The 25,933-nt window shown below is 58.3% G+C and carries 29 protein-coding genes and 3 pseudogenes; 2 read left to right on the top strand and 30 right to left on the bottom strand.

Features of this window, described 5'->3' with window-relative positions:
- Nucleotides 1–387 precede the first annotated feature (387 nt).
- Both P3S72_RS07100 and P3S72_RS07095 read left to right on the top strand, forming a co-directional pair.
- Complete coding sequence (locus tag P3S72_RS07100; protein WP_276196772.1) at nt 388–930, top strand: Panacea domain-containing protein; 543 nt, start codon at nt 388–390, stop codon at nt 928–930.
- Nucleotides 921–1,388: a hypothetical protein gene (locus P3S72_RS07095; RefSeq protein WP_276196771.1), complete on the top strand. Its 468-nt coding sequence runs from the start codon at nt 921–923 to the stop codon at nt 1,386–1,388. The genes P3S72_RS07100 and P3S72_RS07095 overlap by 10 nt, the downstream gene beginning before the upstream one ends.
- 280 nt (nt 1,389–1,668) lie before the next feature.
- Here P3S72_RS07095 and P3S72_RS07090 read toward each other — a convergent pair whose 3' ends face one another.
- The 30 genes and pseudogenes from P3S72_RS07090 to P3S72_RS06945 all read right to left on the bottom strand — a co-directional run bounded on the left by P3S72_RS07090 (nt 1,669) and on the right by P3S72_RS06945 (nt 25,839).
- A complete protein-coding gene (locus P3S72_RS07090) occupies nt 1,669–2,436 on the bottom strand; it encodes a DNA adenine methylase (protein ID WP_276196770.1) in 768 nt (255 codons plus the stop codon).
- A 68-nt stretch (nt 2,437–2,504) separates the two neighbouring features.
- Entirely contained in the window at nt 2,505–3,011 is a 507-nt protein-coding gene (locus P3S72_RS07085; RefSeq protein WP_276196769.1) for a lysis system i-spanin subunit Rz, read from the bottom strand.
- On the bottom strand, nt 3,011–3,436 hold the full coding sequence (locus P3S72_RS07080; RefSeq protein ID WP_276196768.1) for a cell wall hydrolase: 426 nt from the start codon (nt 3,434–3,436) through the stop codon (nt 3,011–3,013). Before P3S72_RS07080 ends, P3S72_RS07085 begins: the two co-directional genes overlap by 1 nt.
- Nucleotides 3,437–3,867: 431 nt before the next feature.
- Nucleotides 3,868–4,026: pseudogene (locus P3S72_RS07075) on the bottom strand (glycoside hydrolase family 19 protein); the annotation flags it as partial.
- A 58-nt stretch (nt 4,027–4,084) separates the two neighbouring features.
- Complete coding sequence (locus P3S72_RS07070; protein ID WP_276196767.1) at nt 4,085–4,297, bottom strand: hypothetical protein; 213 nt, start codon at nt 4,295–4,297, stop codon at nt 4,085–4,087.
- Entirely contained in the window at nt 4,275–4,655 is a 381-nt protein-coding gene (locus P3S72_RS07065; RefSeq protein ID WP_276196766.1) for a hypothetical protein, read from the bottom strand. The genes P3S72_RS07070 and P3S72_RS07065 overlap by 23 nt, the downstream gene beginning before the upstream one ends.
- Nucleotides 4,652–5,500: a hypothetical protein gene (locus P3S72_RS07060; protein ID WP_276196765.1), complete on the bottom strand. Its 849-nt coding sequence runs from the start codon at nt 5,498–5,500 to the stop codon at nt 4,652–4,654. Before P3S72_RS07060 ends, P3S72_RS07065 begins: the two co-directional genes overlap by 4 nt.
- Before the next feature lie 64 nt (nt 5,501–5,564).
- Nucleotides 5,565–6,254, bottom strand: a complete 690-nt coding sequence (locus P3S72_RS07055) for a hypothetical protein (RefSeq protein ID WP_276196764.1) — start codon at nt 6,252–6,254, stop codon at nt 5,565–5,567.
- Nucleotides 6,251–6,532 (bottom strand): hypothetical protein, encoded by a 282-nt coding sequence (locus P3S72_RS07050; RefSeq protein ID WP_177029703.1) that lies wholly within the window; start codon nt 6,530–6,532, stop codon nt 6,251–6,253. The genes P3S72_RS07055 and P3S72_RS07050 overlap by 4 nt, the downstream gene beginning before the upstream one ends.
- Nucleotides 6,533–6,573: 41 nt before the next feature.
- On the bottom strand, nt 6,574–10,236 hold the full coding sequence (locus P3S72_RS07045; protein WP_276196763.1) for a phage tail protein: 3,663 nt from the start codon (nt 10,234–10,236) through the stop codon (nt 6,574–6,576).
- Nucleotides 10,237–10,289: 53 nt separating this feature from the next.
- Nucleotides 10,290–10,877 (bottom strand): tail assembly protein, encoded by a 588-nt coding sequence (locus P3S72_RS07040; protein WP_276196762.1) that lies wholly within the window; start codon nt 10,875–10,877, stop codon nt 10,290–10,292.
- Nucleotides 10,874–11,656, bottom strand: a complete 783-nt coding sequence (locus P3S72_RS07035) for a C40 family peptidase (protein ID WP_276196761.1) — start codon at nt 11,654–11,656, stop codon at nt 10,874–10,876. The genes P3S72_RS07040 and P3S72_RS07035 overlap by 4 nt, the downstream gene beginning before the upstream one ends.
- A 2-nt stretch (nt 11,657–11,658) precedes the next feature.
- Nucleotides 11,659–12,363 (bottom strand): phage minor tail protein L, encoded by a 705-nt coding sequence (locus P3S72_RS07030; RefSeq protein ID WP_276196760.1) that lies wholly within the window; start codon nt 12,361–12,363, stop codon nt 11,659–11,661.
- Between the two features lie 54 nt (nt 12,364–12,417).
- A complete protein-coding gene (locus P3S72_RS07025) occupies nt 12,418–12,762 on the bottom strand; it encodes a phage tail protein (protein ID WP_057024693.1) in 345 nt (114 codons plus the stop codon).
- Nucleotides 12,762–16,409: a phage tail tape measure protein gene (locus P3S72_RS07020; RefSeq protein ID WP_276196759.1), complete on the bottom strand. Its 3,648-nt coding sequence runs from the start codon at nt 16,407–16,409 to the stop codon at nt 12,762–12,764. The genes P3S72_RS07025 and P3S72_RS07020 overlap by 1 nt, the downstream gene beginning before the upstream one ends.
- 58 nt (nt 16,410–16,467) lie before the next feature.
- Nucleotides 16,468–16,875 carry a zinc ribbon domain-containing protein gene (locus P3S72_RS07015; RefSeq protein ID WP_276196758.1) on the bottom strand — a complete coding sequence of 136 codons (408 nt, stop codon included), beginning with the start codon at nt 16,873–16,875 and terminating at the stop codon, nt 16,468–16,470.
- A 52-nt stretch (nt 16,876–16,927) separates the two neighbouring features.
- Nucleotides 16,928–17,182 (bottom strand): hypothetical protein, encoded by a 255-nt coding sequence (locus tag P3S72_RS07010; RefSeq protein WP_276196757.1) that lies wholly within the window; start codon nt 17,180–17,182, stop codon nt 16,928–16,930.
- Nucleotides 17,183–17,211: 29 nt separating this feature from the next.
- Nucleotides 17,212–17,547 carry a phage tail assembly chaperone family protein, TAC gene (locus tag P3S72_RS07005; RefSeq protein WP_276196756.1) on the bottom strand — a complete coding sequence of 112 codons (336 nt, stop codon included), beginning with the start codon at nt 17,545–17,547 and terminating at the stop codon, nt 17,212–17,214.
- A 9-nt stretch (nt 17,548–17,556) separates the two neighbouring features.
- Nucleotides 17,557–17,721, bottom strand: a pseudogene (locus tag P3S72_RS07000) (phage tail tube protein); the annotation flags it as partial.
- Nucleotides 17,722–17,940: 219 nt separating this feature from the next.
- A pseudogene (locus tag P3S72_RS06995) lies at nt 17,941–18,279 on the bottom strand (phage tail tube protein); the annotation flags it as partial.
- A 64-nt stretch (nt 18,280–18,343) separates the two neighbouring features.
- A complete protein-coding gene (locus P3S72_RS06990) occupies nt 18,344–18,712 on the bottom strand; it encodes a DUF3168 domain-containing protein (protein WP_276196755.1) in 369 nt (122 codons plus the stop codon).
- Complete coding sequence (locus P3S72_RS06985; RefSeq protein WP_276196754.1) at nt 18,712–19,185, bottom strand: HK97-gp10 family putative phage morphogenesis protein; 474 nt, start codon at nt 19,183–19,185, stop codon at nt 18,712–18,714. Before P3S72_RS06985 ends, P3S72_RS06990 begins: the two co-directional genes overlap by 1 nt.
- Complete coding sequence (locus P3S72_RS06980) at nt 19,178–19,516, bottom strand: phage head closure protein (RefSeq protein ID WP_276196753.1); 339 nt, start codon at nt 19,514–19,516, stop codon at nt 19,178–19,180. Before P3S72_RS06980 ends, P3S72_RS06985 begins: the two co-directional genes overlap by 8 nt.
- Nucleotides 19,516–19,857, bottom strand: a complete 342-nt coding sequence (locus P3S72_RS06975) for a head-tail connector protein (protein WP_276196752.1) — start codon at nt 19,855–19,857, stop codon at nt 19,516–19,518. The genes P3S72_RS06980 and P3S72_RS06975 overlap by 1 nt, the downstream gene beginning before the upstream one ends.
- A gap of 1 nt (nt 19,858) precedes the next feature.
- Nucleotides 19,859–20,092 (bottom strand): hypothetical protein, encoded by a 234-nt coding sequence (locus P3S72_RS06970; RefSeq protein WP_276196751.1) that lies wholly within the window; start codon nt 20,090–20,092, stop codon nt 19,859–19,861.
- A 42-nt stretch (nt 20,093–20,134) separates the two neighbouring features.
- Nucleotides 20,135–21,349, bottom strand: a complete 1,215-nt coding sequence (locus tag P3S72_RS06965) for a phage major capsid protein (RefSeq protein ID WP_276196750.1) — start codon at nt 21,347–21,349, stop codon at nt 20,135–20,137.
- Entirely contained in the window at nt 21,346–22,233 is an 888-nt protein-coding gene (locus P3S72_RS06960; protein ID WP_276196749.1) for a head maturation protease, ClpP-related, read from the bottom strand. Before P3S72_RS06960 ends, P3S72_RS06965 begins: the two co-directional genes overlap by 4 nt.
- Nucleotides 22,234–22,247: 14 nt before the next feature.
- The gene (locus P3S72_RS06955; RefSeq protein ID WP_276196748.1) at nt 22,248–23,648 is read right to left on the bottom strand and encodes a phage portal protein; all 1,401 of its coding nucleotides are present in this window, start codon (nt 23,646–23,648) and stop codon (nt 22,248–22,250) included.
- Nucleotides 23,648–25,339: a terminase TerL endonuclease subunit gene (locus tag P3S72_RS06950; protein ID WP_276196747.1), complete on the bottom strand. Its 1,692-nt coding sequence runs from the start codon at nt 25,337–25,339 to the stop codon at nt 23,648–23,650. Before P3S72_RS06950 ends, P3S72_RS06955 begins: the two co-directional genes overlap by 1 nt.
- Nucleotides 25,340–25,341: 2 nt before the next feature.
- Nucleotides 25,342–25,839: a terminase small subunit gene (locus P3S72_RS06945; protein ID WP_276196746.1), complete on the bottom strand. Its 498-nt coding sequence runs from the start codon at nt 25,837–25,839 to the stop codon at nt 25,342–25,344.
- Nucleotides 25,840–25,933: the final 94 nt, after the last annotated feature.

Here is a 25,933-nt window from a genome sequence, read left to right as displayed (position 1 = left end):
TGAACGGAACGACTGCAAGTCGCATACACTCGATAAGGAGCGCGCCACGTTTTTGAGTTTCGCAAAATGTAGCGCGGGATTTCGATTGACTTATGTGACTACATAACGATAATCGCCGTCCAAATGTGCATAAGTCTGTGGATAACTGCGTCTATGCGGTTGTACAGCCAGCAAATTCAGAGGCGCACATGATTTGCTCAGCTCAGGAAGAAGCTGACAGCTCCATGAAATCGCAACGTAAGGCGAGGTTTTTGTTCCCCTCCCTATCGGTAAGGGGTACAGATCGGACCCTATTTACTGTACAGATATACAGGTATAGGATTGCGATTCGCATCCTATTCCGTAGTAGAAAGGACTCTAAATTGCTCACTTTAAGGAGGAGCGATCATGCAAGAAATATTCTCCCCTGAGGTAGCCGTGGACGTGATGCTGTATGTATCAACGCGGCTGAAAAACCCCACAATCCACGAAGTGCTGAAAATTCAATACTTCGCCGACAAGCTCCATCTGTCCCGCTACGGCTTCATGCCAAGCGGTGATAGCTATATTGCTATGGAGTTTGGCCCTGTAGGTACCAAGACCTACGATCTTATCAAGGCCGCTCGCGGTGAGCGTACACGCTTCATCCCAGCATCGTTTGTTGAGGCAACGACGGGCCATCTTCAGGTGAACGGTGCTGATGTTGTTGTATTGGGTAAGCCCGACCTCACGATGCTGTCAGAAGCCCAGATTGAGTGTCTTGATGAGGCTATTTCCGAATATGGAAATATGGACTTCAAAAAACGCACGGACATCAGTCATGACGACGCTTGGGACAAGGGTCGGGCACGAGTGAACAAATGCATGTTTACCCAAGATATCGTTGGCACCCTTAAAAATGCTGGCGAAATTAGAGAGCACCTGAATTTACAGGAAGCAGGATGTCACTAGGGAATTTCTTTCCTGCGGACTTCGCAAGGACGCAAATCGAACGGCAGCTTCAGCCAGGGATGGTAGTTAAATTCGAGGCTCAGATGGACGATGGAGAGCTTCATGAGAAGCGCTTCGTCATTCTCGATGCCACTGATAGCACCTTCACGTGCGTCATCAACAGCCAAATCTCTGCGTTTATTGCCAGCCGTGCCCATATGGCGCATTGTCAGGTTCCGATTGATCAAGCCAATCATCTGTTCATGAACTGGGACTCACACATTGACTGCTCCAGGATTAGGAAATACACCAAGTCCGAGGTGCTGGATCAATTATGCAAAAACCCAGCATGGATTTTAGGCATGGTCAGTAATGACGTGCTCACTGAGATTTCAAGTGCGATAGGTAAGTCAAAAATGATTCCCAAAGCCATATCGTCTCTCTGCTGCGCGTCACTTCAGAAAGTGATCCAGGCTTAAAGGCTGCATGACGTAATATGCCAGGGCTTATCGCTGGGCCTCATTCAATATGCCGTGTTGCGATCACTCGCAGCATCTGAAGCGATCGCTTCAACGGCACTGGTAGTGCACCCGCTGAATGAGCAGCTTGTGGGTCTCTACGAAAAGGCTGGGTTCCTTCGCAGTCCCCAGCTATCACCGATAGCGGTGAGGCTCCCACTAGTCTGATTTTTTCATTTTAAGACAGCAAACTGGCCGCAGACAACTGCGGCCAGATATGCCAAAGCGCTGACAGCTACTACTACCAGTTCATGACTGCTAGCTCACCAGTCACCGCCGCCTTCCCTTTCCGGGGATTGGCGGTGCTGTAACGAATATCCATCGTTTCCAAGCGGAAACCATCGAACACCCGCCGGATATCTGGGTGATCGTTGATGCTGACCATCACCTTGCCCTGGCAGGTCCGCATGAACTCAGCCATTCGCTCGTACTCCTCGAAACCAAACTGGCCACCATACCCAGCCGTCTGCCAGTAAGGTGGGTCCATATAGTGGAAGCTGTGGGGCCGATCGTATTTCTCTGCGCACTTCAACCACGGCAGATTTTCAACATAGGTACCGGAAAGGCGCTGCCAGGCCGCTGACAGGTTTTCCTCGATCCGCAGCAGGTTGATAGGCCGGCCAGTGGTCGCAGTGCCGAACGTCTGCCCCGTGGCCTTGGCGCCGAAGGCGTGGTGCTGGAGATAGAAGAACCGTGCCGCCCTCTGGATGTCCGTCAAGGTTTCCGGCACCGCCATCTTCTGCCATTCAAAGATTTGCCGAGAGCTGAGTGCCCACTTGAACTGGCGCACAAACTCCTCGAGGTGGTGCTGGACCACGCGATACAGGTTAACCAGCTCCCCATTCAGATCGTTCAGCACCTCGACCCTCGCAGGCTGCTCGCGCTTGAAGTACAAGGCGCCACCGCCGGCGAACACCTCGACGTAGCACTCGTGTTCAGGAAACAGCTCCAGAAGGCGTTTCGAGAGGCGGCGCTTGCCGCCCATCCATGGAACGATTGGGTTTGTCATTTTTGCAATCCTTTGCAAGGTAGGTGTTCATTGGGTGTCACGTTAATTTTTGCGGCCGCAAATGTAGGTCAGCGGGCAATAGCTCTCACATATGCCTGGCACGCCCTCAGCGCGATCAGTCCTTGGTCCCCGTCACCGGTGATGGCGAGAATTCGTTGAGCATGCGCTGGGTCAAGTTGGGCTCGCGCGGCTCCATGAACCACGCCGACGGCGCCGGGGGTGGCAGGCACGTTGCAGCCACTGGCTGAATCCGCGACGTCGAGAAGGACTGACAGCCGGACATCAGAAGTGGCAAGGCGATCGCGCAGAAGAGCCTGGTTGCGTTGGGCATCGGATAACTCCCTGGTGTGTTGTTGGTCCTGGCCGGCGAGCTGCTGCTCCAGGGCCAGGTGCTTGTCCTGCTCGGCGCGTGCTTGGGCGGCGGCGGCATTGGTAATCGCCGCCAGGTCAGCCTTGTGCAGGCCGGCCTGCTCGGCGAGCTTCTCGCCCATCCGCCAGTCCTGCACCTGCCAGGTGCCGGCAGCGCTGATGACCATCGCCAGCAGGATCGCGGCCAGGATCTGCCCGGCCGCCATCACGGCACATCCTTGAAGAAGACGTGATGCCCGAGGCGCAGGGTCTGCTTGGCCTTCGCCGCCCAGGCCGGAGCCTTGGGCATGGTGGTCGCGTAGTAATGCGTGGCGCCGCCGGTAGGGTCGGCCACGGCGGCGGTGATCACCTGGTCAGCCGCGCGCTGGGCCTGGGCAAACTGCGCGGCCGGGATCGCCTTGGCCCCACTCAAGTATGCATAGTTCGGGTCGTTATGATTCCAGCAACTGAACTGCCAGGGCTTCAGGCACACGCCTGCATAACCCTCCCCCCACCACGACTTGTCCTTGCCGTCGAACACTCGGTTACGGATGGTCCAGGCCACGGCGATCTGTCCGTCCATACCTTCGCCACGGGCCTCACCCCAAAGGGTGCGCGCCAAGATATCCCGGTCTTTTTCGGTTACGGTCATACTTTTCTCCATGCGAAAAAAAACCCGCACAACGGCGGGGATTAGAGGTGAAAACCAGCTTCGTAAACTTGGGTGCGCGGTGCAGCACCAAGGGGAATATTGGCAATACAGCTATTGCGATAACGAGTTCCCACAACGTTATTATTTGACAGCTTCTAGATGGGGCACATCGCTATCATCTGCGCCAAATTACGCATAGCAGAAGGAACGCGTTAATCGTGTTGAGACCCGCCAAAACTACCAATCACCACGGATGGGTTTGGGTCTATAAAAAAATCAGACGCCTTGGATTTTCTCGGTTTACTGCTTTTTACAGGGTAAGCCTCTACGTTCTACGAGGAGATACTGGAACTTTTAGGTTCAAATATGGCTGGCAAAAATTCCGCTTCCGTCGTTAATTACGGATGGCGCCGGGCTTAAAGGTTTACCTAGCCCGACTCATGCCCGACCTGGGCGATGAATGCGCCGGAGTGTGACGTGCCGACAATGCCGTAACGGTTCATGGCCGCGTTCAGGACTGGAACAAAAACGCCGGCTTGGCGGCCGGCGTTCGGGAAGATCTGCAGCAACTGCTGCTCGGTAATCGGCATGGTTTTTCTCCAGACAAAAAATACCCGCTCATGGCGGGTGGCGGTGTTCGGCAGAAACTCAAGACGCTGGTGCGGCACTCAACCGGTTGATGGTTGCGCGGGCGGCTGTGCGTGACTCTTTGATGTCGTCCGGGATGGGCGTGCCATCCTCAAGCAGGGCGAAGGCATGCCAGTTGGTCTCATCCAGGTATGCGCGGGCCTGGTCGAGGCTGACCTCGTCCGCAAGATCCTGCGCCGTCTTGATCGGTTCAAGCTGGCTCAAATCCACCATTTTCGGGTTCCTCCTGAATTTCTGGCAGTTCAATCACGGGCGGCGCGGGTGGCGAGGTATCGGGGAACTTTACCGGACCGCTGCGCGCATCGATTACGATTGGCTCTACTGGATTGCGGTATTCCTCGGGACTGTTCCAATCGACGGGCAGTCGAAGGGTGAAGTACAAGGCGTTGTCCTTGCGCTCAACGTATTCAGTTTCAACGAAGAACTTATTACCAACTGCACTGCCAGGAAGTCGATAACCCTCAGGGATGCCGGAGAAGTCAATTTCTTCTCCATTTATAGTGAGAACATCACCCTCAATAGATGCTTCAAGTGGCCAATCAACAAGATCAGCCCAAAGTTTAATTTTCATTTCCAGCGCCCCCACACCATAAGCGTGCCGATAAATGCCTGCGCCGAGGCACCGTTACTTACGAACACCTTTACATTTGTTCCGGTCGTGAATAGCGCGCTGGCCCCGCCAACATCAAAACTAATAGTTGGATAAAGAGAGACAGTTGCTACAGCTACATACGCCTGACTAATCACGCTAGGTATGGTTACATCAAAAATATACCGTGAGCTTGCGGGGGCCGTACCCGTTTGGGGGATATTCCCTGATAAGCATATCTGTCCGCTAGCGTACTTGGTAACAATGTATCCATTAACCACCGTAGACGACATTAAGCCGCCGCTGGACGGATCAAGAAGTACATTTACAGAGTCATACACTCTACGCCAGCCCCCCAGAACCCCCGTCATCTTCTGGCGATAGGTTTGACCACTAGTAATGCTGGTAGCAACCATCTCGTAGTTAAGGCTATTTAGGTACTTCAGTTCGACGTAGAAATCCCCGGCCTCTGGACCATTGGAAGTGGCTTGACCAATGAAGTTCATAGAGATTGTCGGGGGGACATTAAAGTCCAGGGGGCTTATTAATCGTTGAGGGCCACCATACCCCTGCCATCCGGGAACCACTAGACGATTGGCGGTCATGTCGGAGGTGGAAGAAACGGGAACCAGCCCCAAGGCTGCCTGAGCGGCTGTCTGCGTCTTCCCGCCGGTGCCACCACGCTCCAATGGCAGCGGCGCAGCAGGCGTACCGACCCCTTGATAGAGCTCCAAGGTCATCGCATTTATCTTTGAGCTCGCCACGCGGGGCGTGTCGCCACCGAGACCTGTAGGCGGCGTACCGAGAATAATTTCTTGTCTTGCCATGGTTTTCTCCAGGCGAAAAAATACCCGCATAGCGGGTGGTGTAGATCAATTGATGAGTGCCCGATCAGGTGCCGGGAAGTCTGGCGAATACCGCGCCGGGCATGCCCATATTCGACCACGCGCCAAGCGCCGTTACACCAAACACCTGTAGGCACGACTGGGAGTAGTTGAACCTTACGCCGATAGGTGTCCAGTTGATGTGCGTCGGGGTCAATAAGCCTCGCGAGAACGGGTTGATCATGAAGTACTCGTCAGAGAGCAGGGCTGCGGTCAGGGAGTTGCGCCAGTAATACCCGTTTGCAATTGGGTTGATTTGCACCCTTCCCTGGAATGACCACGAGCTGCTTGCCTTTGTGAAAAGTACCGGTGTGGCGCCAGAGTCGAATATCACAGAACTGTTAGCGTCCCACATTCTCAATCCATAATCTGCCTTTGTTATTGATGCAAAAACGGCTGCAAACCACTTTCCATAAGGCCTATAGTCGATATTGATCGTGGTCAGTACAAACCCGGTCCAGCTCCCCGGACCGCCAGAAATAGTCATCCCGGTGTATAAATCATCTGGTCTGTCAGGGGTATTCCTGATGAAGATGCACGGAGGCTCAGGCGTTGTTATCGCCGACGGGAATGTAACGTAGGCAGTTGAGCTTCCCGAAGCCTGATAAGTCCCGTTGTATAGCGCGCATAGTCTTGGCTGTTCTGAGTCGATCTGAACGTAGTTACCGTCATTTACAACCGATAGGCCGAAATTCAATTTTTAAACCTCATTACCAAAAGCCTGAACTGAATGCTTGTGCTAAACCAATCGGTCTCTGCTGGGTTTTTATTTCTCACCTGAACAACGCCCGGCGAAACAGTCATATAAGGCAGGGCGCTGCTACAGTATTGGTTCGCTGCGGCAACTGTCGGAAGTACGACAGCAGTACAGTTCGCAGGATCAAATCCGGGGATGGACACCGTCACCACAGGGGTGACGGCCAGGTTGTAGAGCGCATTGTGCAGCACCTGATAGGTGTAGCTGTCGGTATCCATTTCGAGCACGCCATTCGCGCTCCACGTCCTCACTCCATAGGTCATGGCGAAAGTCTCCCCACCAATACACGCAGAAGCTCGTTGATGTCGTACACCGCAAGGCCATCGTTATTGAGCAGCGTCGAGCCACCGGTGCCGGCGCTGCGAAGCGTGAACGTGCCGGCCTTGACGTTGATTTCCAGCAACGGCCGCCCCTTTGAGTCAACCGCTTCAGATCTCAGCGTCATTCCCAGAATGATCTCCTGGATGAATGCCTTGTTGATGACCGCTTGGTTTATGAAGACCTGGCCACCACTCACCACGAATGGCGTTATCAGTTGCCCGCTCACCTCATCCACAATTGCGAAGCGTTGAGCGAACGCGAGGATCTCCGATGTATTGCCGTCAGAGCCCAAGGAAAGCCCTGCCATTACCTTCTTGCCGTTGCTGGTGGTTTCGGCCTTGATCGTCGTCATCGCCGAAACCTTCCCGTCGGTGGTGGCCTGGGCCTTGCTGACGATTTGAATAGCTGCCGAGTTATCACCGGCGACCGCCTTAAGGGTTTTGATCTCTTCGGCAGTGGCTGCTTTGTCAGTTGCCATGGCTGTCTGCACGGTCGTGATGCTTGCCGCGTTCGCCGCCACATTCGCTTCGACAATATCTGTACGCTGCGACTGCGCGAAATCCCGCTCAGCAATTGCGGACATCAGCGACCAGGCCCCGGCCGAGGCGGTGTCATCACCAGCACTGCCCTGCTCCGAGCCTGCAGAGTCGGATTTCACCAGCGCATAGACGCCTTCCAAGCGTTCGGCGGTGGCCGTGACCTTCCCGTCCACCTCTTCGATGGCCGCCTTGTTCTGGCTGATTTCCAGCGCCATCGCCGCATTCGTTTCGGCGATGGTGCCCAGGTTGAACCAGTAGCTGGCATTCGGCGGCGTGGTGTTGACCGGTACCGCCTTGGTGGCCTGGAATAGCTGCTGGCCTACCCGGACCATGTCGCCCTTGGCGTAGGTCTTTGTGGAGACGTACTCCAGAGCGTCGACCACTTCCGAGATCAGATCCTCCAGCTCCTGCTTGGCCTTCTCCAAACGATCGTTGACCGAGCCCGGCCCATCACCACTAATCAGGTCGATCTCTTCCCGCAGGCTCTGGTACAGCGCGCCCTTGCCGATCTTCTCGGCGAAGTGCTTGTCGTACTCGGTCTGGTCAGAACTGGCCCGGCCATTCACGGCGCCCGGGATCGGCCAGAACGGCCCGACGTTGCCGGTACGGTCCACCAGGCGAGCCCAGAAGTAGACGCTGGCCCCGGCCAGGATGTTCTGCATCTCGTGCTTGGCCTGCGGGTAGCTGAAGTCGCTCAGCTTCACCGCAGTGGTTAGGTCCGGTGACTGGCTGTACCAAAGCTCCGTCCGCTGGGTGTCCTCGGCGCCCGGCGGGAAACCCCACTGGATGCCAATGCCATAGACCAGGCTGGAGGTAGTCAGGAATGCCACCGCCGGCGGCAGGCCGACCTTCCCTTCCAGGTTGGTCAGTGCCGACGTGGTCGGGATCGAGGACACATTGAGCGCGCTCACCGCCCGCACCCTGGCCATGTATTGGCCGGAGTAAATGCCGCGCACGTCGACCATCTGCTCGGCGGTGCGCGGCACAGTGACCCATTCGCGCGCGCCCCACTTCCATTCAACGTCATAAGCCACAGCGTTCGGCGCTGCGTCCCACGCGATGGACATGACGGTGACCGCAATCCCCTGCTCGATGACAACGTGCTGGCTGAGCATCACCCGGGCCGGAGCGTCCTGACTGCCCGCGGGAATACCGGTTATTGGCCGAGGGTCCACCACGGCCCCGTTGTCGATTGCTTCAAACTTGCTCGGGTCGTGCTGAATAACTTCAAACTGGAACTGGTGCCACTCCGGCCGCGTGACGTTGCGGACGTAGAACTGCATCAGCTTCAGGTCTTCGTAGTCCAATATCCAGCCACACTCAGCCTGGGGCTGCTCGCTGAATTCGGCCATCACTGTGACGTCGCGCCCAGCAACCGACTTCACCACCCGCCCTTCGGACTTGCCGCTGGGCAGGTTGACCATCAGGCGCGCGCCGACCGGCACCACGGTATCGCGATCGAGCGTAACCACCCGTCCCGCGGCCGCAGCTATCCGGCCGCCGTTGTTCCGGCCAACCAGCATAGGGTCGGCTACCGCGATGACCTGGCCAGGCTTTGGAATATCACCGTCGAGCCCGACCCGAAACACACCGCCCTGGGTCTGCAGCTTTTCGGTCAGCGCCGCCCACTGCCCTGCGCGCTGCGCCTGACCCAGGGATGTGCAGCCGATAGCGTCGATGGTGGCGTCGCGCACGATTCCGCCAAGCTCGACCATGGCTTCATCATCAAACACCGGCTCCTTGTCGGTTTCGAAACCTTGGTCGGGGTTGTCCCAGGACACCGTGTAAAGGCTATGCCGATCACGCGCCCGGGTGCCTTCGTACTTAATGGCGCCATTGTTGAGGATCTGCGTTTGGTTGTACGTGTACACCGGGTCGCCGGGCATGTCGGCGTTGACCACGATCTGGCTGCCATCCCAGTAAGCCAGGCCGTGGAAGATAGAAGCCAGATCCTGCAGCACCGCGTAAGCCTCGGCCTGCTTCTGCAAATACAGGTTGCAGGTGAAGCGCGGCTCTTGGCCGCCCTTCCCATCCGGGACCATTTGATCGCAGTACTGAGCAATACGGTAAAGCGACCAGCGATCAACCATGGTCGCGTCGATCCGGTTGCCGAGACCGTAATAAGGGTCGAGCACCAGGTCGTAGAAAATGAGCGCCGGGTTGTTGGTATAGGCCTCCTTGAACGTGCCGTCCCAAATGCCATTGCTCGTGCCGGTGCCCGACGTTGCGTAGGTACGGGTCGCAGCGTCGTAGTTGGCTGGCACGCGAATGATGCGGCCGCGCATCAGCACGGCGATCTTGGCGATATCACCGCCGAAGGTTTGCGCGTCGTACTCGACACAGCCAACGGATGTAAGCGGGTACTCCTGATCGCTGTCAACCACCTCTGCGATGGCCTTGACGATCATCTGGTCAACGACCAGATCCGAGTTGGCATTCGGGGTCAGACGACGTACCCGGATCGTCCAACGGCTGCCGGTGGGCAGCTCCAAGCGATGGGCGCGCTCGTACTCCGTGACGTTCTTGCGATCAACGGCGGTAACCAAGACCTCGACGTAGGGTCCGTTGTCGGTCGAGATGTCCACGGCGTAGTCAATGCGGACGCCGTTGATGTTGCCTGATGCGTCCTGGCTGCGCAGAGTCGGCCAACTGAGCCGAAGGCGAACCGCGTCGATAACCGGGTTGGTGATAGTGTGCAGCCAGGGGGTGCCGAAGAGCAGTTCCTTCTTTACGTCGATCTCGTTGCTGGATTCCGAAATTCCCTCAAGACGCGTCTGGTTCAGTTCGCCCGACCGGAACTGCCACTTCAGGCCCGGGTAATTGAGCGTGCCGTCAGGAGCCTGGGCCGGAGTGCCGTTCAGCTTGAGCGATCGCAGACCATCGACTGGCCCAACGATCGGCCCCCAGCTCCACATGTAGACAATTCGAGCAGTAGAAACCGACGGCACCCCGTTCATGGCGATGCTGGGCTGCTTCTGCTTGGCCTGGCCGCCCTTTCCGCCAATTACGGCCCGGCGCTTACGAGGTGCTGCGCGGCACGCCTTCTTTGCTACTGCGCTCATGCGCCCTCCAGAATGCAAAAACCCGCCGAAGCGGGTTGGTTGTGGTAACTGAATCAGATGTTGTCTTGGGTGTAGATCCCGCCAGACTCGACCGCGCCGCCGATCTCGCGCTCGCCGTAAAGCAGTGGGTACGGGTTGCCCTGGGCAATAGTCGTCACCGCCCCGCCGAAGCCGTAACTCGGGTTGTTGCCGTCATCGTTCTGGCCATCGGCGGTGGCCTTGGTGGTCGGTGACAGCATTTGCACAACGCCGCCCAGGCCAACAGCGGCGCCGGCGGCGAGAAGGCCCATCCCCAGAGTTGAGGTGGTGCCACCAGTAACCAGGCCGGCCACGATCAGCACCACGCCGAGCAGCGTCTGGAACATGCCCGCCTGTTTGCTGCCCTGGATGATCGGCTGAATGCGGATGTCGCCTTCGCCTCGACCCACCAGATCAAGCTCCTGCTCGCTGATGTTGCGCTCGTCGACGAACACCGCAAAGACCATGCCGCGCTCATGAGCAGTTCGCATGAATTTCTCAAAGCCCGGCTTCATCGCACACAACGCCGCGGTGGCGTCGTGAATGCCGTACAGGTCGAGCCGGTACTCCCTGCCAAACTTCTTGCCCAGCACGCCGCCGAGCTTGATGGTACGCATGGTCATGGGCGGTAGTCCTTGTGCCGGAGGATCAATTTCACGCGGTTCGCCATCGACCAACCGTAGATTTCACGGACAGCCAGGCGGCCAGGCATGTGGTGGTAAATGAACGGGCCGGACCCGCCAAGTTTTGGCGCCGGCTCGCTGATGAGCGCCGGCTCATCGCCCAGATAGATCACGGCGTGATTAGGGAAATAGCACTCCCGGCCCGGCGTCGGAATCTGCAACACAAGCATGTCACCGCGCCGGGCCTCGTTGACCTGATAGAAACCGGTAGCCGCGAAGTTGTCCTCGTAGAGGCTTGGGCCGTCTTTCTGCTCCCACCACAGGTCGGAGCGCTCGAAGTTTGGTAACTGCAGGCCCGCCTCGCGCGCGTACCAGTCGCGGCACGCGGCCCAGCAGTCAAGCAACCCATGGGAGAAGTCCCGGCCCAGCAGCGGCGCCTGGAAGCCCGAAGGCTTGAACCACTCGAAGTCACCGCCGGGCCAGCCGACAATGCCCCAGGGCAATTCGTGCAACTCGCAACTGACGCGGTCGGCCATGCTAGGCGCCGGCGCCTTGTCGGGATGGCTATGGATGATCGCCAGCACCTCGCCACGATCTTCCGCCCGGGCCATATCCTTATGGTCAATTTGGAAATGTTCGCGCGGCGTGGTGGCCAAGTTTACGCAAGGCACGTACTCACGGCCGGCGGCGGACTTGATGACCACCCCGCAAGCCTCGGCCGGATAGTCCCGCTCGGCGTGCGCGCGGATCTCATCCTGCAGTTTTTGATTGATTCGCATGACTACCTCGAACTTGCAATAAGGCTTGCGCCCATGGACCCGCCGAAGCGCCGCGTGTTGCCGCGAAGTTTGCAGCTGCTCCACCAACCACCACAGCGATCCAGGGCCGGGTTATCCGTGGGCTGGTTCTTTTTGTCGAACATCGCGGTGCCGGTATAGGCACACGCCTCTTGCCGGTAGCCGCCCCGGCAGGCCCAGCGGCAGAGTTTGGTGATCTGCTGGGAGGGCAGCATCTGCCCTTCCATGTCCGTGGGGCTGGAGAGCGAGAACGTGACCGAGATGCTGGGAAGCGCCTCAGTCTTCTGCTCGATAAACCAGAGGTTCGTTTTCGACTGGTCGCTGGCTTCCGGGTTACCGTCCGGGAAATTCGCGGCGTCTAGGAAGTGGCGGAACGTCTCGATCACCTTGACCCGGGCGCCGGCCAGGTCGCGGAACTGGAAGCACAGGGCGGTGATTGCCCCGCGCACGCCGCCAAGTTCGTCATCCACCTGCAGCGTTGGTGTGGCCGGGCGACCATCCCCGCGGATGTCGAAACCCTTGGCCTCGATCTGGAGCGGCGAATACAGCTGCCCCTGCCAGATGATGTCGCCCTCGTGGGCATGGCCGTGGAACCGCCAGAGCGCGCCGCCCAGGCGCGTAGCGTCCAACTCGTAAAGCCTGATCTGGTTACCCGGCTCGAGCTTTTGAATGTCGGTGTTGTAATTCATAGGGCCTCAGAAACAAGAAACCCCGCACTTGGCGGGGTCTGGTGAAGTTTACGGTTACGGCGTGTAGGTCTGTTTGAACGTGAACGAGAGCGTCCACAAGCCGGCGCCGAGCGGCTTGGACTTGTATCCCTTGCAGCGGTATCGACCCTGAACTCCACCGGGAGGCGTCCAGATGAACGCCTTGTATCCCTCATGCCGATCGATGAAATCCCTAACCAAGGGCAACTCCTCACCTACGGCCATGACACCAGAGTGCGTCAAGTTCCAGGTCTCGCTTTTGGTGTTGATGCCAATACCGCCCGCCTGGGTGTAGCCGTCACCGAAATCGTTCTCCCAGGTACGCTGGTCAATCTCCCCATCGCCACCCAATTGAACGCAGTAGCTGAATGTTTCAACCATCAGATTCGCCTCCAGAGCAAACCGCCCTGCCCCATTTCACCCTGAAGCACACGGCGAATCTCAGCCACCAGCCCCTGGCCAGCCGCCTCCCCCTGTTTCCGTGCATCATCTCCACTCATTCCTGGCTGAGCCTGGACCGTGACGGGAGCACTGATGTGAATCCCACCCCCACCGCCAGCACGTTCGCTACCGACGCTTTCCGTTGCCGAGATTTGCCGCGCTAGGAAGTTGGTAAGGTCCTTGTTCTGCGCCGGCGCCACGACCCGCTCACCGCCATCGAGAAGCCAGGTGCCTTCTTTGGGGATATTTCCCATACCGTCATGCGCCATACCCGCAAGCGCAGCACTTGCAACGCCGGCAACCATTGGTGCGGTGGCAGCAGCGGCTGCTGCGGCAGCTGCAGGTGCAGCGGCCGGCCCCACGATAGGAATCGCTGCTGTCGAGGCGAACGCTGCGAGGCTTGCCTGGAAGGCCGTTGCCTGGGCATTGGCCACCAGCGTCGGCACCGCACTCGCCTGGGTGGTCTTGCCCACCAGCATCTGCACCGCCTGATAGACCAGCCACTGCGCAGCCATATCGGAAAGAGCCTGCAAGGTTGACTTGGCGAAGTTGGCTACCAAGTCACCCAGAGCATCGCCAGCGTCTTCTGCCCCACTTGCAACATCAGAGAGGAAAGTGCTGAGGCTGCTCTTTGCTCCACCCAGGACGGAAGAAGTCGCATCGGCCGCCATCGCTGAATAATCCGTTGCCGCGTCGACGTAGTTCTGCCATGCGCTGCTGACACCATCCATCCAGTTCGATTGAGCTTCGTCGAGTTGGTTGTAGTAGTCCTGCTGAATGACGATTCTCTCGGCCAGAGCCTCCTCCAAGAGAGCGGTTTCCTTGTCGTAGTTCTCCTGTGCATCAGGATCGCCAGCCAGCGTTGCGTCCTTGTACTCCTTGTACATTTCCCGGCGCTGTTTGTTGAAGTCCTGGTCAATCGATAGAAACTCTTTTAGCCGAGCCTTGTACTTGTCACCCTCACCAGCACCAGCGAGCTCCTGGTCAAACCCATCCTTGGCTGACTGATTACTTTCTTTGAGGTTGTAGCCCAGGGCGGCGAGCTTCGCGGCGTCCTGATTGGCCTTTACGAGCGCTTTCTTCGCATCGAGATCAGCGGCCAGCCCTTGCAGTTCTTTTTGCCTGGCCTCACTGAGCTTGGCGTAGTTGCCGCTGGCGATTTCGAACGCCAGCTTCTCAACCTCGGTCGCTTTCTGCTTTTTCCCGGATGTTTCGTCGATCAGGGCAATCTGGCGCTTGTAGTTTTCCTCGGCATCCTCAAAGGTTTTGAGGTTCGCCTTGAGCGCGGAGGTATGGCTCTGAGTTTCTTTCGTGGCAGCTTTATTCGCGTCGGCCTGGGCCTTGGACGCGTAGGCGGCTGACATGATTGCAGTCTTGTCGGCCTCGGAGAGCTCTTTGTGCTCAGCGATATAACGGCTTGCCTCCTTTACCTCATCGTTATTGTCTTGGAGTTTTCCAAGTTGGGTTTGCAAGGTTTTGAGGTATTTCTCACCAGCAGCGGTCATGCCAGTGGTGGCCTGAGTCGAGGCTGCTGCGACCCCAGCCCCTTTGTTCATCTCGCCGTTCAAGGCATTGATGCGATCCCGCGCCAGAGTGGCGCTCGCGTTAACCTCGGAGTAGGCTCCTGCCCGTTTTACGAGTGAATCGACGACTTTCGGGTCGACCTGACTGTTAGATCTAAGCTCGTCGAGAATAGGGGAAAGATCTTTGCCGGCAGCGGCCGCCTCGCCAATTTTTTTTGAGTATTCAAGAAAAATTGCAGTGCCGCTTGCGCTAGAGCGCGGCCCAACCAAACCCGTTTTTAGAGTCTTTTGAAGTTTTTCGTACTCCTCACTGGCGGCCTTAATGCCCTCGGCCTCTGCTTCTCCCCATCGAATGAGGGCCGCAGCCTTTTGGTCGCGTGTCAGTTGCTGGAATTTGGCAATAACCTCGTCGAGCGGACCTTTCAAACCCTCAAGGCCCTGCGCCGCCTTCTCGGTGCTGGTGCGAAAATCGGCAAAAGAAAGCGCTACGGCTCCAGCCACGAAAAGCAGTCCAGCCGGGCCGCCCATCAACGCCAGCAGGCCCCTACCTGCTGTGGCCATTACGCCAAATGCGCGACCGGCGATACTGGCGGCCGCAGCTGCTCTATCGGATGCAACAGCGGCAGCATTAACGACTGCAGTCGTCTCTCCATACGCCAATGCGGCCGCTGTTCTTTTCGCATATGCAGCCTGTATCTCCACCGAGGTGGCAACAGTCGTCGCGGCAAGAGAACGCTCGGCCTGCTCCACTTTCTTTGTGACAGCGACTTCCGCGAGCCTAAGCTCCGCAATCCGGGAGATCGACGCAGCACGACCGGTATCATTTATCTGAGCCGCCAGCCGCTGCTGCTCCAGCAGACGCTCTGCTACCAGGGAAGCCTGAACCGTCTTGATATTGGCAAGCTCAGATCCTTGTCTGACACGATCTGACGCGACTTTGCCCTCAGCCGATGTAATTTCAAGATTGGCCCGTTGAAGCAACGCTTTTGCATCAATTTGCTTGGCTTGAGCCGCGTACAAATCGCCCTTTGCTGTGGCGGCTGTGGCGGTAAGGAGCGTTTGATTTGAAGCGGCAGCGTAGAGGGCTTGAGCGCCTTGCTGAGCGAAGCCGCCGGCGACTCGCCCAAGCGCCACGTACAGACCAGTTGTCATTGCTTGCGCGAGCGCGTCGGAATTGCTTCTCAGCGACTCCAGAGCGCCCGGCAAACTTCCGTCTATGGCCTTTGATAACCCAACGAGCTCAGCCGCCACCCTTGCACTCGCGCCAGTAGCCTGGTCTAGCTCCCCAATGAAACGAGTCATTGAGTTGCTGATTGCGGTGAAACTTCGCCCGATCGTTGTAGCTGTTTTAGCGAAGAGCGCGTCCACCGCCCCTTCCTGGCTTTGAAGGGCCTTGACGACGGCCTGAGAAGTAAGCTCGCCAGCAGCGCCCATCGCGCGCAATTGCCCAACAGTTTTACCCATTCCTGCGGCAATTGCCTGGGATAGGGCCGGGGCTTGCTCCATCACGGAGTTCAATTCTTCGCCGCGCAGTACGCCAGATGCGAATGCCTGGCCAAGCTGGATAAGCGCAGCGTTTGCGCTTTCAGCTGAAGCACCCGAAATCGCGAGCGTCTTGCTGACCGTGCCGACAACACCAGCGACTTCCTTTCCGGACAGCTTCAATGCGTCCTGGTTGGCGGCAATCCTTTGATAGAGCTCGGCAGTGGAAGACAAGGGCTGTGCCGACGCTTGAGCGATGTCGAATACGGCCTTTTGTGCCTCAGCAAGCTCGGTAGAGCCATTCGTGACCAGTTTCAAGCGGTTCGTTAGCGTGCTGTACGCCTCAGTAGCCTGATAAACGCTGTTCAGGCTGAAGGCAGCGGCCAAAGGACCTGCAATCTTTGATGCAACGCTCGATAGCGAGAGAAATTGGCCCTGTAGCGCGTTGATTCGCGCGGATGCAGCGTCAGCAGCAGCGCCAGTACTGGCTACGGATCGAGACGCACGATCCATGCCCTGCTGGAAACCGCCGATACGGGCGATCAAGTCCAGCGTCAGCGTACCGAGTGAGCGCGAGGACATCTACTTTCTCCAGGCGAAAAAAAACCCACCAAAGTGGGCTTTTCTTAAAACTAATGGGCTACACGGGACTTTTCCCGCACTGAGGGCAGTACATGCTGTGCTTCTCGATTGAAGCCTCGCATTTTTTACATATCGTCATTCTTTTTTTACTGACTCGCTCCGATTCTACTTTTTCAGCGAAATTCTCCTGGGCCACAACCGACCCATTCCCAGCATCTTTCGCTCGGTGTAGACGATTCGCTTCGGAGATCTGCTGTTCGATCCGGCTTGAGACGTCACGCCTTGAAAGAAGCCGTCGGCGCAGGAAGTAGACCAATAGATAAACGGCGACAACCATAAAAGACAGGGCGCCGGCAACAACCACCCACAATCCATACGCAGCAATGAGCACCGCGATTACGCCCAGCAACCAAGGCGCCAGTATCACCGCGATCAATATCAGCACTAATAGAATTGCCCGCTGCATAGAAATTACTCCCTGTAGGATGTCGGCAATCTATCACCATCCATGGCGATGATCACGCCCACTCCTCCATCGCCTTTTCGAGCGCCAGCACCTGGTGATCGGCGTGAGGCATGAAGTCCGCAATCTCGGCCTTACCACCCGCGCCTCGGTTCACCTGCAAGGCGATGATCGCCGTAGACAGCTCCATACGCCGCCCAACATTGAGCGTTCCATGCTTGTCGCGATAGGCTGACCAGGCCAAAACCTCAGCGTAAGAGAGGTTGGCCTTGGCCTCTGCGATGGTGCACCCGCCGATTCCGTTGAGCACAAATTCGTGCCACAACTCATCGGCGGGGGTCAGTTTTTTGCGGGGTTGTTGACCTCGTTCACGGCCTGCAGCAATACCACTCCCAACCCGGAGTCGAGATTCACCGCATCCTCGAATGGCAATTCCTCTTCGCCTGTGTCGCCCAGCATGATGCTCGCCGACAGGTATCGAGCGTTTTTGAAGCGCTCGGCCTCGCCGCCGGCGAACATGGCTTCCATGACGCCGAACGCATGCCGGCGGATGTGAACCTTGAATTTGTCGGTCACTTCCTTGCCCTTGGCGTCGAAGTGCTTCCACTCGACATCGCGCTGCACCAAGGCGTCAGCAATGACGCCCCCTTTCTTTTTCAGTTGAGCCAGGTTCATGCGAGCCCCTTAAGCGGTTTTGCGAACCCAGGCGGAACCGCCCGAGCGCTGAATGGTTGCGGCGGTGCTGACCACGGCATTGGCCGCGAAGTCGAACGGAAAGTCACTCACGTAGCCTTCGAAAACGAACCAGGTGCGGGTTTCCGGAAGATCGAAGCTGTCACCAGCAGCAATAGCGGCGGTCGCCGTGGCGCCCGTACCAGCGCCCGTGAAGGCCACCGTGGGAGCACTGGTGTAACCGGTGCCAGCGTTGGTGATCGTGACGCCGGTCACCGTGCCGCCGGACACCGTGGCGGTACCAGCCGCGCCGGTACCGCCGCCACCAGTGAAGGCTACCGTAGGGGCAGTCGTGTATCCGGCACCGCCGGCACCGATCATGACTGCGCCCAGCGCACCGCCAGACGCTACCGTTGGGGCCGCCTTGCCATCAGACCAGCCAACCGCCCACTGGATAGTGGTATCGCCTTCGGTTTCAGACAGCTGATGCAGGCGAATATGGCTCGCGTTGTTCGGGTCAGCGTTGACGGTCAACGAAGCCTGGCCTGGGGTGCGCAGGCCCTTCTTGTAGCTGCGCGAGGTGTCTTCCAGGCAGGTGTCCTCGATCTGATCCGCCGGCGAACCACCCGGGCTGAATGCAGTGGCGCACTCGATGGCCAGCACGGTTTTAGGGCCGGTGCCGGTCAGTGGCGGGACGAGTGCGTAAATCTGGGTTCCTTGGGAAAGGATCGACATGGGCGTTCTCCAAATGTCGGGCATAAAAAAACCCGCACTCGGCGGGTTGATTGGGGGTGTTGCTCTATCGAAGAGTGATCCAGTCGATATCAAAGCTGCGGTGGTAGTCCTTCGTCGTCGGATCTCGGCCTGAAGCACCCCAGCGCGTGATGTTGGCGTTCAGCTCCAGAGCATCACGCAATGCCACGGTCACCTGTGTCGCCGCAACAGCGCTGGTGGCGTACACGTCGACCTGCAACGTGAAGCCGTCGGCGTCCGGTCGGCCCGCGAGGTAGTTTTCTGGATTACCGTCAATCAGGTTCCACACCACGTAGGGTTTCGCGACGCCCTCAGGCGCCTCGCCAAAGGAGTAGATTCGGCAGTCAACGCCCGAACCAATGAGCGCAATCACGCCCGGATCGGTTGAGCAAACCAGAAAAATAGGCGGGTCCATCAACTCCCCCTTAGCGCGGCATCAATCTCGCGGCCAAGGCTCGCGACAAACCGTTCCGTGACCGCATTGACGTTCTGCGAGAATGCCGGGCGCATGAAAGGCGCCGGCGGCGTGAACTGGGTACCGAACTCGATATAGCGCCAGTGCCTGGTGTCGCCGCCGGGGTTTCCGTTGGCATCCTTGCTGTGCTGGTTAGAGCCAGCACCTCCTCGAATGCCGACGCGCATTACCACGCCGCCTTCGCGCCGTGATTGCTTGGTGGCTTCCTGGGTGATGACGTTGCGCCAGATCTTCTCCTTCGTGTCGGGATCGTCCAGCGCCTTGGCGCGGGCTTTGACATCGTCACGGATGATGTTCATCGCTTCACGGGCGGCCCGGCGCAGGCCTTTTTTCTGAAGCCTTGGACCTAAATTGCGCATTTTGTCGATCGTAGCCGCCACACCCTGAAGCTGGGCGGAAATCGAGTTACCCATCCTTTACCCCCTTCGAAACCAGCAGCGTCAGGTACTCAAGTCCAGACTTCTTATCGGCGAGCGGAGGCCCCTCGATGCTGTAGGTCTCGCCGCGGTGGATCACGCGCATCGTCGGCAGCACGCCGGCCCGGTAGCGAATCACCATCCGCCCAGTTACCTGGGACTGGCCTGCCTTGGCGGCGATCATGTCACGGGCCGATAAATCCTCAACCGCCGCCCAAGCCTTGGCAAATTCCACCCAGGCTGGGTCAAGAAAGTCGCCAGTTGCGGGATCTCGCGGCGTGATTTTGTGCTGAATTTCGACGCGGTGGCGAAGTTTTCCGGCTTGCATCAAACACCCCACTCGACGCGATACGGCGTCAAAAGAGACTTGGAGCCGGATGGCATTTCGCTGAAGGACCCGCCAGCAACTGCGTCTTCACGATTTTCGTAGAGGTTGCCAGCAATCAACAGGCAAGCAGCACGGATCGACGGGTTGACCAGGATCGGATCGGTCCCCGCGTCTCCAGCCAGCACGGCAGAAGCAAGTGCATCAGCATCGGCATAGAAGCGCCGATTCAGGTACTGCACCGCACTATCCTCGGCAGCCTCTAGTACCAGCGCGACATAGGCCTGATCCTCGACTTCAGCCCGCAAATGCTGCATTGCTACTTCAATCGGGATGACTGTCATGTCAGGCGCCTTTCTTCTTGCCGCCCGATTTGCCTGCTGCCTTGTCGCTGGTCAGCGGATCGGGTGAGTCATCCTGTTCAGTCAGGTCCACCAGTAGCTCGCCGTCGTCATCGCACTCCACGGCGTAGTTTTTTTGCAGAAGCTGGCGACCGTGCTGTTCATCTGTGACAAACAGCGAGCCCTCAACCAGAGTTTTTCCGCCCAAATAAAGCGGCTTGATCGTTTTCATTTTCATGGCACGCTCCGCTGGGCCGCCACAATGGCGGCCCGTTAAGGGTTAAGGAGTTGTCGGAGCGCTGAACGGACCGTAGATGAACGCTTCAGGTCGCTTCACGGCCAACGCCACACGCTCTTCGCAACGGATAGAGATCATGTTCTTTTCGAAGTCGTCAGCGTTCTCGGTGGAGATCACCACGTTGGCGTCTTCACGATCGAAGAGCTGCGCGCCGGTCTGGAACGCACCGGTAAGAAACTTGCCCTGGAACGCTGCAATCTCGGTGGCCACAACCGGCAGGCCCCAAAGCAGCGGACCAGCCAAGCCAAGCGGGTTGGCGAGGATGTAACGGCCGAGCGAGTCTTTGGTGAGCTCGATCTTCGCCCAGTCAATGAAGTGCAACACATGACCGGACGCTGGCAATCGTGCAAGTTGCGCCTGGAGCATGGCCAGGCGCAGATCGTCGATGCCGGACTGATTCTCAACGGTGAACGCCGGGTCGAAGGCCGAGGCTTGCGGCACGATGCCATGCAGGTGCACGCCGGTACCATCACCAAACAGGATTTCCGCCTCTTCGGCGTACTTCAGGCCGTAGCGCATTTCGGTATCAATGGTCGACTGCAGCTGCGCAAAGTCGTCGAGGATCTGTTTAGACGATTTGAACATGTGCGCGATCGTGCTGACCGGGGTGATCTTGGTTGCAAACTGGATGTCGCTATACGGCTTTTGGGTTCCCTCAGCTACCACCCTGGCAGCGTTGGTGAAACCGGTCTGCTGAACCCAGAAGATCGCCGGCGACGTGGTGCGGCCCGGCGCGATCAGATCCCGGATGAAAAGACGCTGCTTTGGTGCAACGTCAATGCCAGGCAGGCGTTGCGGCTCAACTACGCCAGCGGGCACGCCAGTGCTGAGCAAAGCTGCGTGAACAGGAATGCTGATACGGCGGTTGCCTTCAACGTGGGCGGAGAACTGCTTCAGCGCTTCGCTTTTGATGACAACGCCGCCGACGGTATCGCGCGACGCGGCAGCAGTGCTGGCAGGGATGCGAGCGAACTCCTGCTCCAATTCGCCGAGTTGAGCTTTCAGCTGCTTTTCAGCTTCGGTCAGGCTGTTGAACTTGGTAGCCAGTTCGTCGACTGCGTTTTTGGTTTCGGCCGACAGGGAGCCAGCCTTCTTGGCCTCGGTCAGTGCGTTTTCAGCCTGTTTGCTGAATTCGTCGGTGGCCTTCTTGAGCTCGTTGGAGACGTTCTTCAACAGCTCGGCAGTAGTGTCGCTCATGGTTTTTCTCCGGTTTGAATAGCTGCTGCCGAGAACCGCGAAAGCGCGGCTTGTAGTTCGGCAATGGGGTCGGCCAGGTCGGCCGTGGTTGCGGCAGCGTTCTGCTTGCCGGAGGTGGTAGCGCCAGGCGTACCAGCCTTGAGTTCTTGAATGAGGGCGCGGCGCTCGGAGCGCGGCATGCCCTGTTTTGCCAGGATCAGATCCATACGGCGGGCGGCGACATGGTGAGGCGCCGATGCGCTGGCATCTTCGACGGCGGCGTCAGATGCCAGAAGGCTGTCTGCAAACCCCGCATCGATTGCAGCAGCGCCGCCCATCCAGGTCTCCACATCCATGAGCTTGCGCATGGCCTCAATGGGGTCACCGGTGCGGACGGCGTAGATATCAGCGAGTGTTCCGTCGATCTGCTCGAGGAAGTCGGCGACCTCTCGAATATCGTTACGGTCTCCGGCTGCCATGGTCCAGCTGTTGTGGATCATCAGGAAGCCGGCACGCGCGATCTGGATTTCATCCGCCGCCATGGCGATGAAGGACGCGGCCGATGCGGCGAGGCCGAGGATTTGCACAGTCACCTTGCCCTTGTGCTCGCGCAGCAGGTTGTAGATGGCCAATCCTTCAAACACGTCGCCGCCCGGGCTGTTGATCTTCACGGTTACATCGCTGTCACCGATAGATCGCAGTGCGGCACTGATCCGCTTTGCGGTCACGCCCTCGCCAGTCCACCAATCAAACCCAATTGGGTCGTAAATCGTGATGGAGTTGTCGTCCGTGCTTGCCGCCTTGATCGATGGATTCCACCGCTCCAAGGCCTTCGGCGTCAGGTCGCAGTGAACCTGGGCGCGCGGCCGAGCCTCCGGCGCCGCCGGAATGGTCTTTAGGGTCATTGGTTACTCCAGGATCAAGCGGCGAGAAGCCGAGGTAGAGATATCAGTGCATGGGCCATCATTGGCCCATCGGGGTTTCCGGCATCGAGCGCCTTGGTCGCCAGGTCGAAGGCTTCCTTGATTGCCTCCTTGTCCCCGCTCTGATTTGCCGCAGTGATTCGCAACATGAAAGCGGTAGCCGCCGGCGACATGCCGGCCGACTGTTTGCCGAGCTGATCAAGCGGCACGAGCGCCGACTGAACAGTGAACGTATCACCGCCCGGGATTGGGGCCATGTTTTCCAGACGCCGCACCTCGTTTCGGCACATCCATCCGTTTTGCAGGGCTGTGTTGTACCAGGCGCCTCTTCCTGCGCTGTCTGCGCGAAGCAGGCCTTCAACCGCGAACTCGGCGAAATACTCGTCTGCGTCCACTTCACCGATCAGGCATCGGGTGATTTCTTGCTCAATGTTCACCAGCAGCGGGCGCAAACTGTTGGTCAGGAAGTGCAGGTTCTGCGCTTCTACCGAGCTGGCCCAGCTGGACTGCTTGTCCATGTGACCAACCATGAAGGGCGGCACCCGGAACCACCGGCACATCTCTTCAATGCTGAACGAGCGTGACTCCAACATTTGCGAGGCTTCGGGGTTCATGGTGATCCCCTGGTACTTGAGGCCAGCCTCAGCCACCATGATCTTGCCGGCGTTCTTGGAGCCCATGAACGAACCGAGGCTGCTCCGGAGCTGCTCGCGCTGCGCCGGGGTGAGCACCTTGTCGCTGGTCAGAATGCCTGAGGCTTGCATGCCCTGAGCGAAGACCTTGGCCGCAGCCTCTTCCACCGCCATGGCCGATCCGAAGATTTCCTTGCCGGTTGTTACTGGAAGCATCCCGCATACGCCATCGAGACCGAAGCCGCGGATGTGCATCAATGTCTTCTCGGGGATGTCGCGTTCGACTCCGTTCTCGGTGTATGTGTACTTGAGTCGACCATTGTCCTGTCGCTTGACCCGCATGCACTGCGGCAGAAGCGGTACCAGGGCGATGATCCGGCCCGCCAACATCTTCTTTTCCACGAAAGCGTTGCCGCGAAGGCAGATGCTTGCCACCACCAGCAGCATGAAGCGCTGCGGGGTCATTTCCGAGTTCGGCACCCGGCATAGCAGCCGGTACAGAGGGTGGTCAGTTGCCGCAGCCCTTGAGCCATCCGGCAGGCGCCGATAGAGCTTCAACGGCAAAGTCGACACCGACTCCGAAAGCAAACGGACGCAAGCCCATACAGTTGACAGCTGCATGGCCTTGTCGACGGATACGTGCTGGCCGCTGACGGAACTGCCGAACCATTCTTTCCAGAACGAACCATCTTTCAAGCCAATGGGGACACCAAGCCAATCTTGAAGAGCGGCCTTGATACGCCCGGGTTTCTTTTCGCGCGCCATCAAAGCCCCACCATAATTGGATTATCGAAAAAGCCCTGTAGATCGCCGCACCCTACCGGGTTAAGCGCAATGAGCGTCGTTGCGTCGAAGGTAGCCATCAGAGGATCAATCTTCGCTGACCCGCTGACCTGCTTGTTGATCGCAATCGCATTACCAACCGCGACCGTTCTGGCATTGCCGACGCACCAGGCCATCAGCCGTGTACCGCCGTGAACGAACTCACCGCCGGCCACCTTTCGCTCAGTGGTCTTGATTGCACCATTGAGCCGCCAGCCCTGGGAGATCGAAACGATCTGCTCCATGGTGATGCCGCGCTCTTCAGTGGTCAGCTCGTCAACGATGTCGCCGATGCCGGCCGAGTCGACACCAATTGCCTGTTTGTCGGGCAGAAGGCCTGCGTCACGAACTTCACAGATGATGTCAGCCACCTGCAGCACATCGTCGCCAGGCCGATCAACAATGGTCAGGTCGCCATCTGCTTCGAAGTCACGCAGGTTAGAAACGATGTCCTTGCGGCGCTCCAGCGCGATCTTGTGAGCCCAGGCGTGCGCCCAGTGCAGCCAGCGCCGCGTTTCACGCTCACGACCAATTAAGCTGAGCCCCAGCAGGTCGTCCAGCCCACCACCATCGATACCCACCACGATCACTTCGGAACGCAGCAGCAGTTCGTCAAAGGTCAGCGAGTTGTCGCCGGCAGCCTCCCAGTGATCAGCGCCGGCCCAGCGATCCGTGCGTAGGTTGAGGCCGATTTCGATGTTCAGGTGTTTGGCCAGGAACTTCTGCAGAGAGCCGTCCGAGGTGCCCAGCCGTTTCTTGAGTTGGTCCTCTAGCCACTCCGCGCTCACCGACCGACCGATGTTTGGGTTGGTGATGTAGAAGTTGTCCGGGCTCAAATACTCCTTGCTCGCAACCATCCGCGCAGGGAATTCATAGAGCACACCCAGTGTCTTGCGGTCGACGACCTTTCCGTCGCGCACGTCGCGCCAATACTTCAAGCGCTCCTTGAATACGCCTGCCGGGGGTTCGTCGCTCTGGGTAGTCAGGTAGATCACCCAGCCCTCTTCTCGAGAGATCTGCCCGCCAAGTGCCTCCATAAACATGGACTCGGCGTTGGCGCGCTTGCCGAACACCCAAAGTTCATCGACCAGCACCTTCCCCGACTTTTTACCGGAAACGGTGTCAGTGTCGGCCGCAACAACTTTCAAAGAGTTTCGCGTGGTGCGATCTGTGATCGTCCTGATGTGATCCTGGATGTGGAACATCGCTGACAGTTCTTCGTCAGCGCGGACCATTGCCGCGGCTGGCTTGAACGCGTTGTCCGCAACCTCGCGCGTAGGGGCCAGGATCAGGTGCTCTTCTTCCTCGCGCCAGCACAGGATCAATGCAGTGAGCATGATGCCGGCGGCGATGGTGCTCTTCGTGTTCTTCTTGCTGATCAGCAGGCCAAACTCGCGGATCAGTTGCTTGCCGGTCTCGGCGTCGTAAGCACCAAAGATGCATCGGACGTAGTCGAACACCCACTCATCGCAGCAGTCGGCCATCCTTGGCTTGCCTGGCAGATCCGGAACGCGGAGTTCCTTGAATATCTGAAGCGCGCGCTCGGCTTCGTCTACAAAAATCGGCGGCGGAATAATCGACTCATGGTCGATCAGGCGCTGCTCCCAGTCAGGGCATGCGGTCGACCATTCCATAGTTAGACCTGCTTACCGTTCGCCGCGACCAATTTTGGCGGGGCCTGCCTGGAGAACTTTCCAGCGGCCTTTTCCGCCGCTTCCTTCGCTGCATCCTTCTTTCCGCCCTCGCCTTTACGGGAGTGAACGAATGGCATCAGCGCCTTGGCGGCGTCGAGGCGTAGCTTCGCCTCGCTTTCGAGGTCGTTCATGACCGCCAAAAGGAAATCCTTCGGGTCGGAATGTCTCAGGGCTCGGGCCAAATCGAATCCGCCCGTAAGCGGCTCTTCAGGCAGCTGCTCGGCGCCGACCGGTGACACTGTCTTGCCGGATGGAGCATTAACATTTTTGTTAACGCAGGCCTTGGCGAGTGCAGCCATAACGCTTGGGTGTTTAGCCAGTCTCGAACCAGCGACCGAAGCGCTGGGGGCCGCGTAACCAGCGGCTATTGCTGCGTCCTTATTCGAGGCGCCACCTTGCACGGCGACGACAAAGGCGCGCTGTTTAGGTGTTAACGCCATTAACAAAAACCTCAAAAGGGGAAATAATCTGCGCGTGAGAGGGGGAGTGGTGTCCGAGACAAAAGGGTGTGAACTCTTACCCCACCCTCCCCCC

Origin of the sequence: Pseudomonas sp. D3 (assembly GCF_029320995.1) — a bacterium.
Lineage (GTDB): Bacteria > Pseudomonadota > Gammaproteobacteria > Pseudomonadales > Pseudomonadaceae > Aquipseudomonas > Aquipseudomonas paraveronii.
This window is presented reverse-complemented; position numbering and strand designations above follow the sequence as displayed.

Coding starts and splice junctions, on each gene's coding strand:
- P3S72_RS07100 (WP_276196772.1), top strand. CDS start 388: ATGCAAGAAATATTCTCCCCTGAGGTAGCCGTGGACGTGATGCTGTAT.
- P3S72_RS07095 (WP_276196771.1), top strand. CDS start 921: ATGTCACTAGGGAATTTCTTTCCTGCGGACTTCGCAAGGACGCAAATC.
- P3S72_RS07090 (WP_276196770.1), bottom strand. CDS start 2,436: ATGACAAACCCAATCGTTCCATGGATGGGCGGCAAGCGCCGCCTCTCG.
- P3S72_RS07085 (WP_276196769.1), bottom strand. CDS start 3,011: ATGGCGGCCGGGCAGATCCTGGCCGCGATCCTGCTGGCGATGGTCATC.
- P3S72_RS07080 (WP_276196768.1), bottom strand. CDS start 3,436: ATGACCGTAACCGAAAAAGACCGGGATATCTTGGCGCGCACCCTTTGG.
- P3S72_RS07070 (WP_276196767.1), bottom strand. CDS start 4,297: ATGGTGGATTTGAGCCAGCTTGAACCGATCAAGACGGCGCAGGATCTT.
- P3S72_RS07065 (WP_276196766.1), bottom strand. CDS start 4,655: ATGAAAATTAAACTTTGGGCTGATCTTGTTGATTGGCCACTTGAAGCA.
- P3S72_RS07060 (WP_276196765.1), bottom strand. CDS start 5,500: ATGGCAAGACAAGAAATTATTCTCGGTACGCCGCCTACAGGTCTCGGT.
- P3S72_RS07050 (WP_177029703.1), bottom strand. CDS start 6,532: ATGGATACCGACAGCTACACCTATCAGGTGCTGCACAATGCGCTCTAC.
- P3S72_RS07045 (WP_276196763.1), bottom strand. CDS start 10,236: ATGAGCGCAGTAGCAAAGAAGGCGTGCCGCGCAGCACCTCGTAAGCGC.
- P3S72_RS07040 (WP_276196762.1), bottom strand. CDS start 10,877: ATGACCATGCGTACCATCAAGCTCGGCGGCGTGCTGGGCAAGAAGTTT.
- P3S72_RS07035 (WP_276196761.1), bottom strand. CDS start 11,656: ATGCGAATCAATCAAAAACTGCAGGATGAGATCCGCGCGCACGCCGAG.
- P3S72_RS07030 (WP_276196760.1), bottom strand. CDS start 12,363: ATGAATTACAACACCGACATTCAAAAGCTCGAGCCGGGTAACCAGATC.
- P3S72_RS07025 (WP_057024693.1), bottom strand. CDS start 12,762: ATGGTTGAAACATTCAGCTACTGCGTTCAATTGGGTGGCGATGGGGAG.
- P3S72_RS07020 (WP_276196759.1), bottom strand. CDS start 16,409: ATGTCCTCGCGCTCACTCGGTACGCTGACGCTGGACTTGATCGCCCGT.
- P3S72_RS07015 (WP_276196758.1), bottom strand. CDS start 16,875: ATGCAGCGGGCAATTCTATTAGTGCTGATATTGATCGCGGTGATACTG.
- P3S72_RS07005 (WP_276196756.1), bottom strand. CDS start 17,547: ATGAACCTGGCTCAACTGAAAAAGAAAGGGGGCGTCATTGCTGACGCC.
- P3S72_RS06990 (WP_276196755.1), bottom strand. CDS start 18,712: ATGGACCCGCCTATTTTTCTGGTTTGCTCAACCGATCCGGGCGTGATT.
- P3S72_RS06985 (WP_276196754.1), bottom strand. CDS start 19,185: ATGGGTAACTCGATTTCCGCCCAGCTTCAGGGTGTGGCGGCTACGATC.
- P3S72_RS06980 (WP_276196753.1), bottom strand. CDS start 19,516: ATGCAAGCCGGAAAACTTCGCCACCGCGTCGAAATTCAGCACAAAATC.
- P3S72_RS06975 (WP_276196752.1), bottom strand. CDS start 19,857: ATGACAGTCATCCCGATTGAAGTAGCAATGCAGCATTTGCGGGCTGAA.
- P3S72_RS06970 (WP_276196751.1), bottom strand. CDS start 20,092: ATGAAAATGAAAACGATCAAGCCGCTTTATTTGGGCGGAAAAACTCTG.
- P3S72_RS06965 (WP_276196750.1), bottom strand. CDS start 21,349: ATGAGCGACACTACTGCCGAGCTGTTGAAGAACGTCTCCAACGAGCTC.
- P3S72_RS06960 (WP_276196749.1), bottom strand. CDS start 22,233: ATGACCCTAAAGACCATTCCGGCGGCGCCGGAGGCTCGGCCGCGCGCC.
- P3S72_RS06955 (WP_276196748.1), bottom strand. CDS start 23,648: ATGGCGCGCGAAAAGAAACCCGGGCGTATCAAGGCCGCTCTTCAAGAT.
- P3S72_RS06950 (WP_276196747.1), bottom strand. CDS start 25,339: ATGGAATGGTCGACCGCATGCCCTGACTGGGAGCAGCGCCTGATCGAC.
- P3S72_RS06945 (WP_276196746.1), bottom strand. CDS start 25,839: ATGGCGTTAACACCTAAACAGCGCGCCTTTGTCGTCGCCGTGCAAGGT.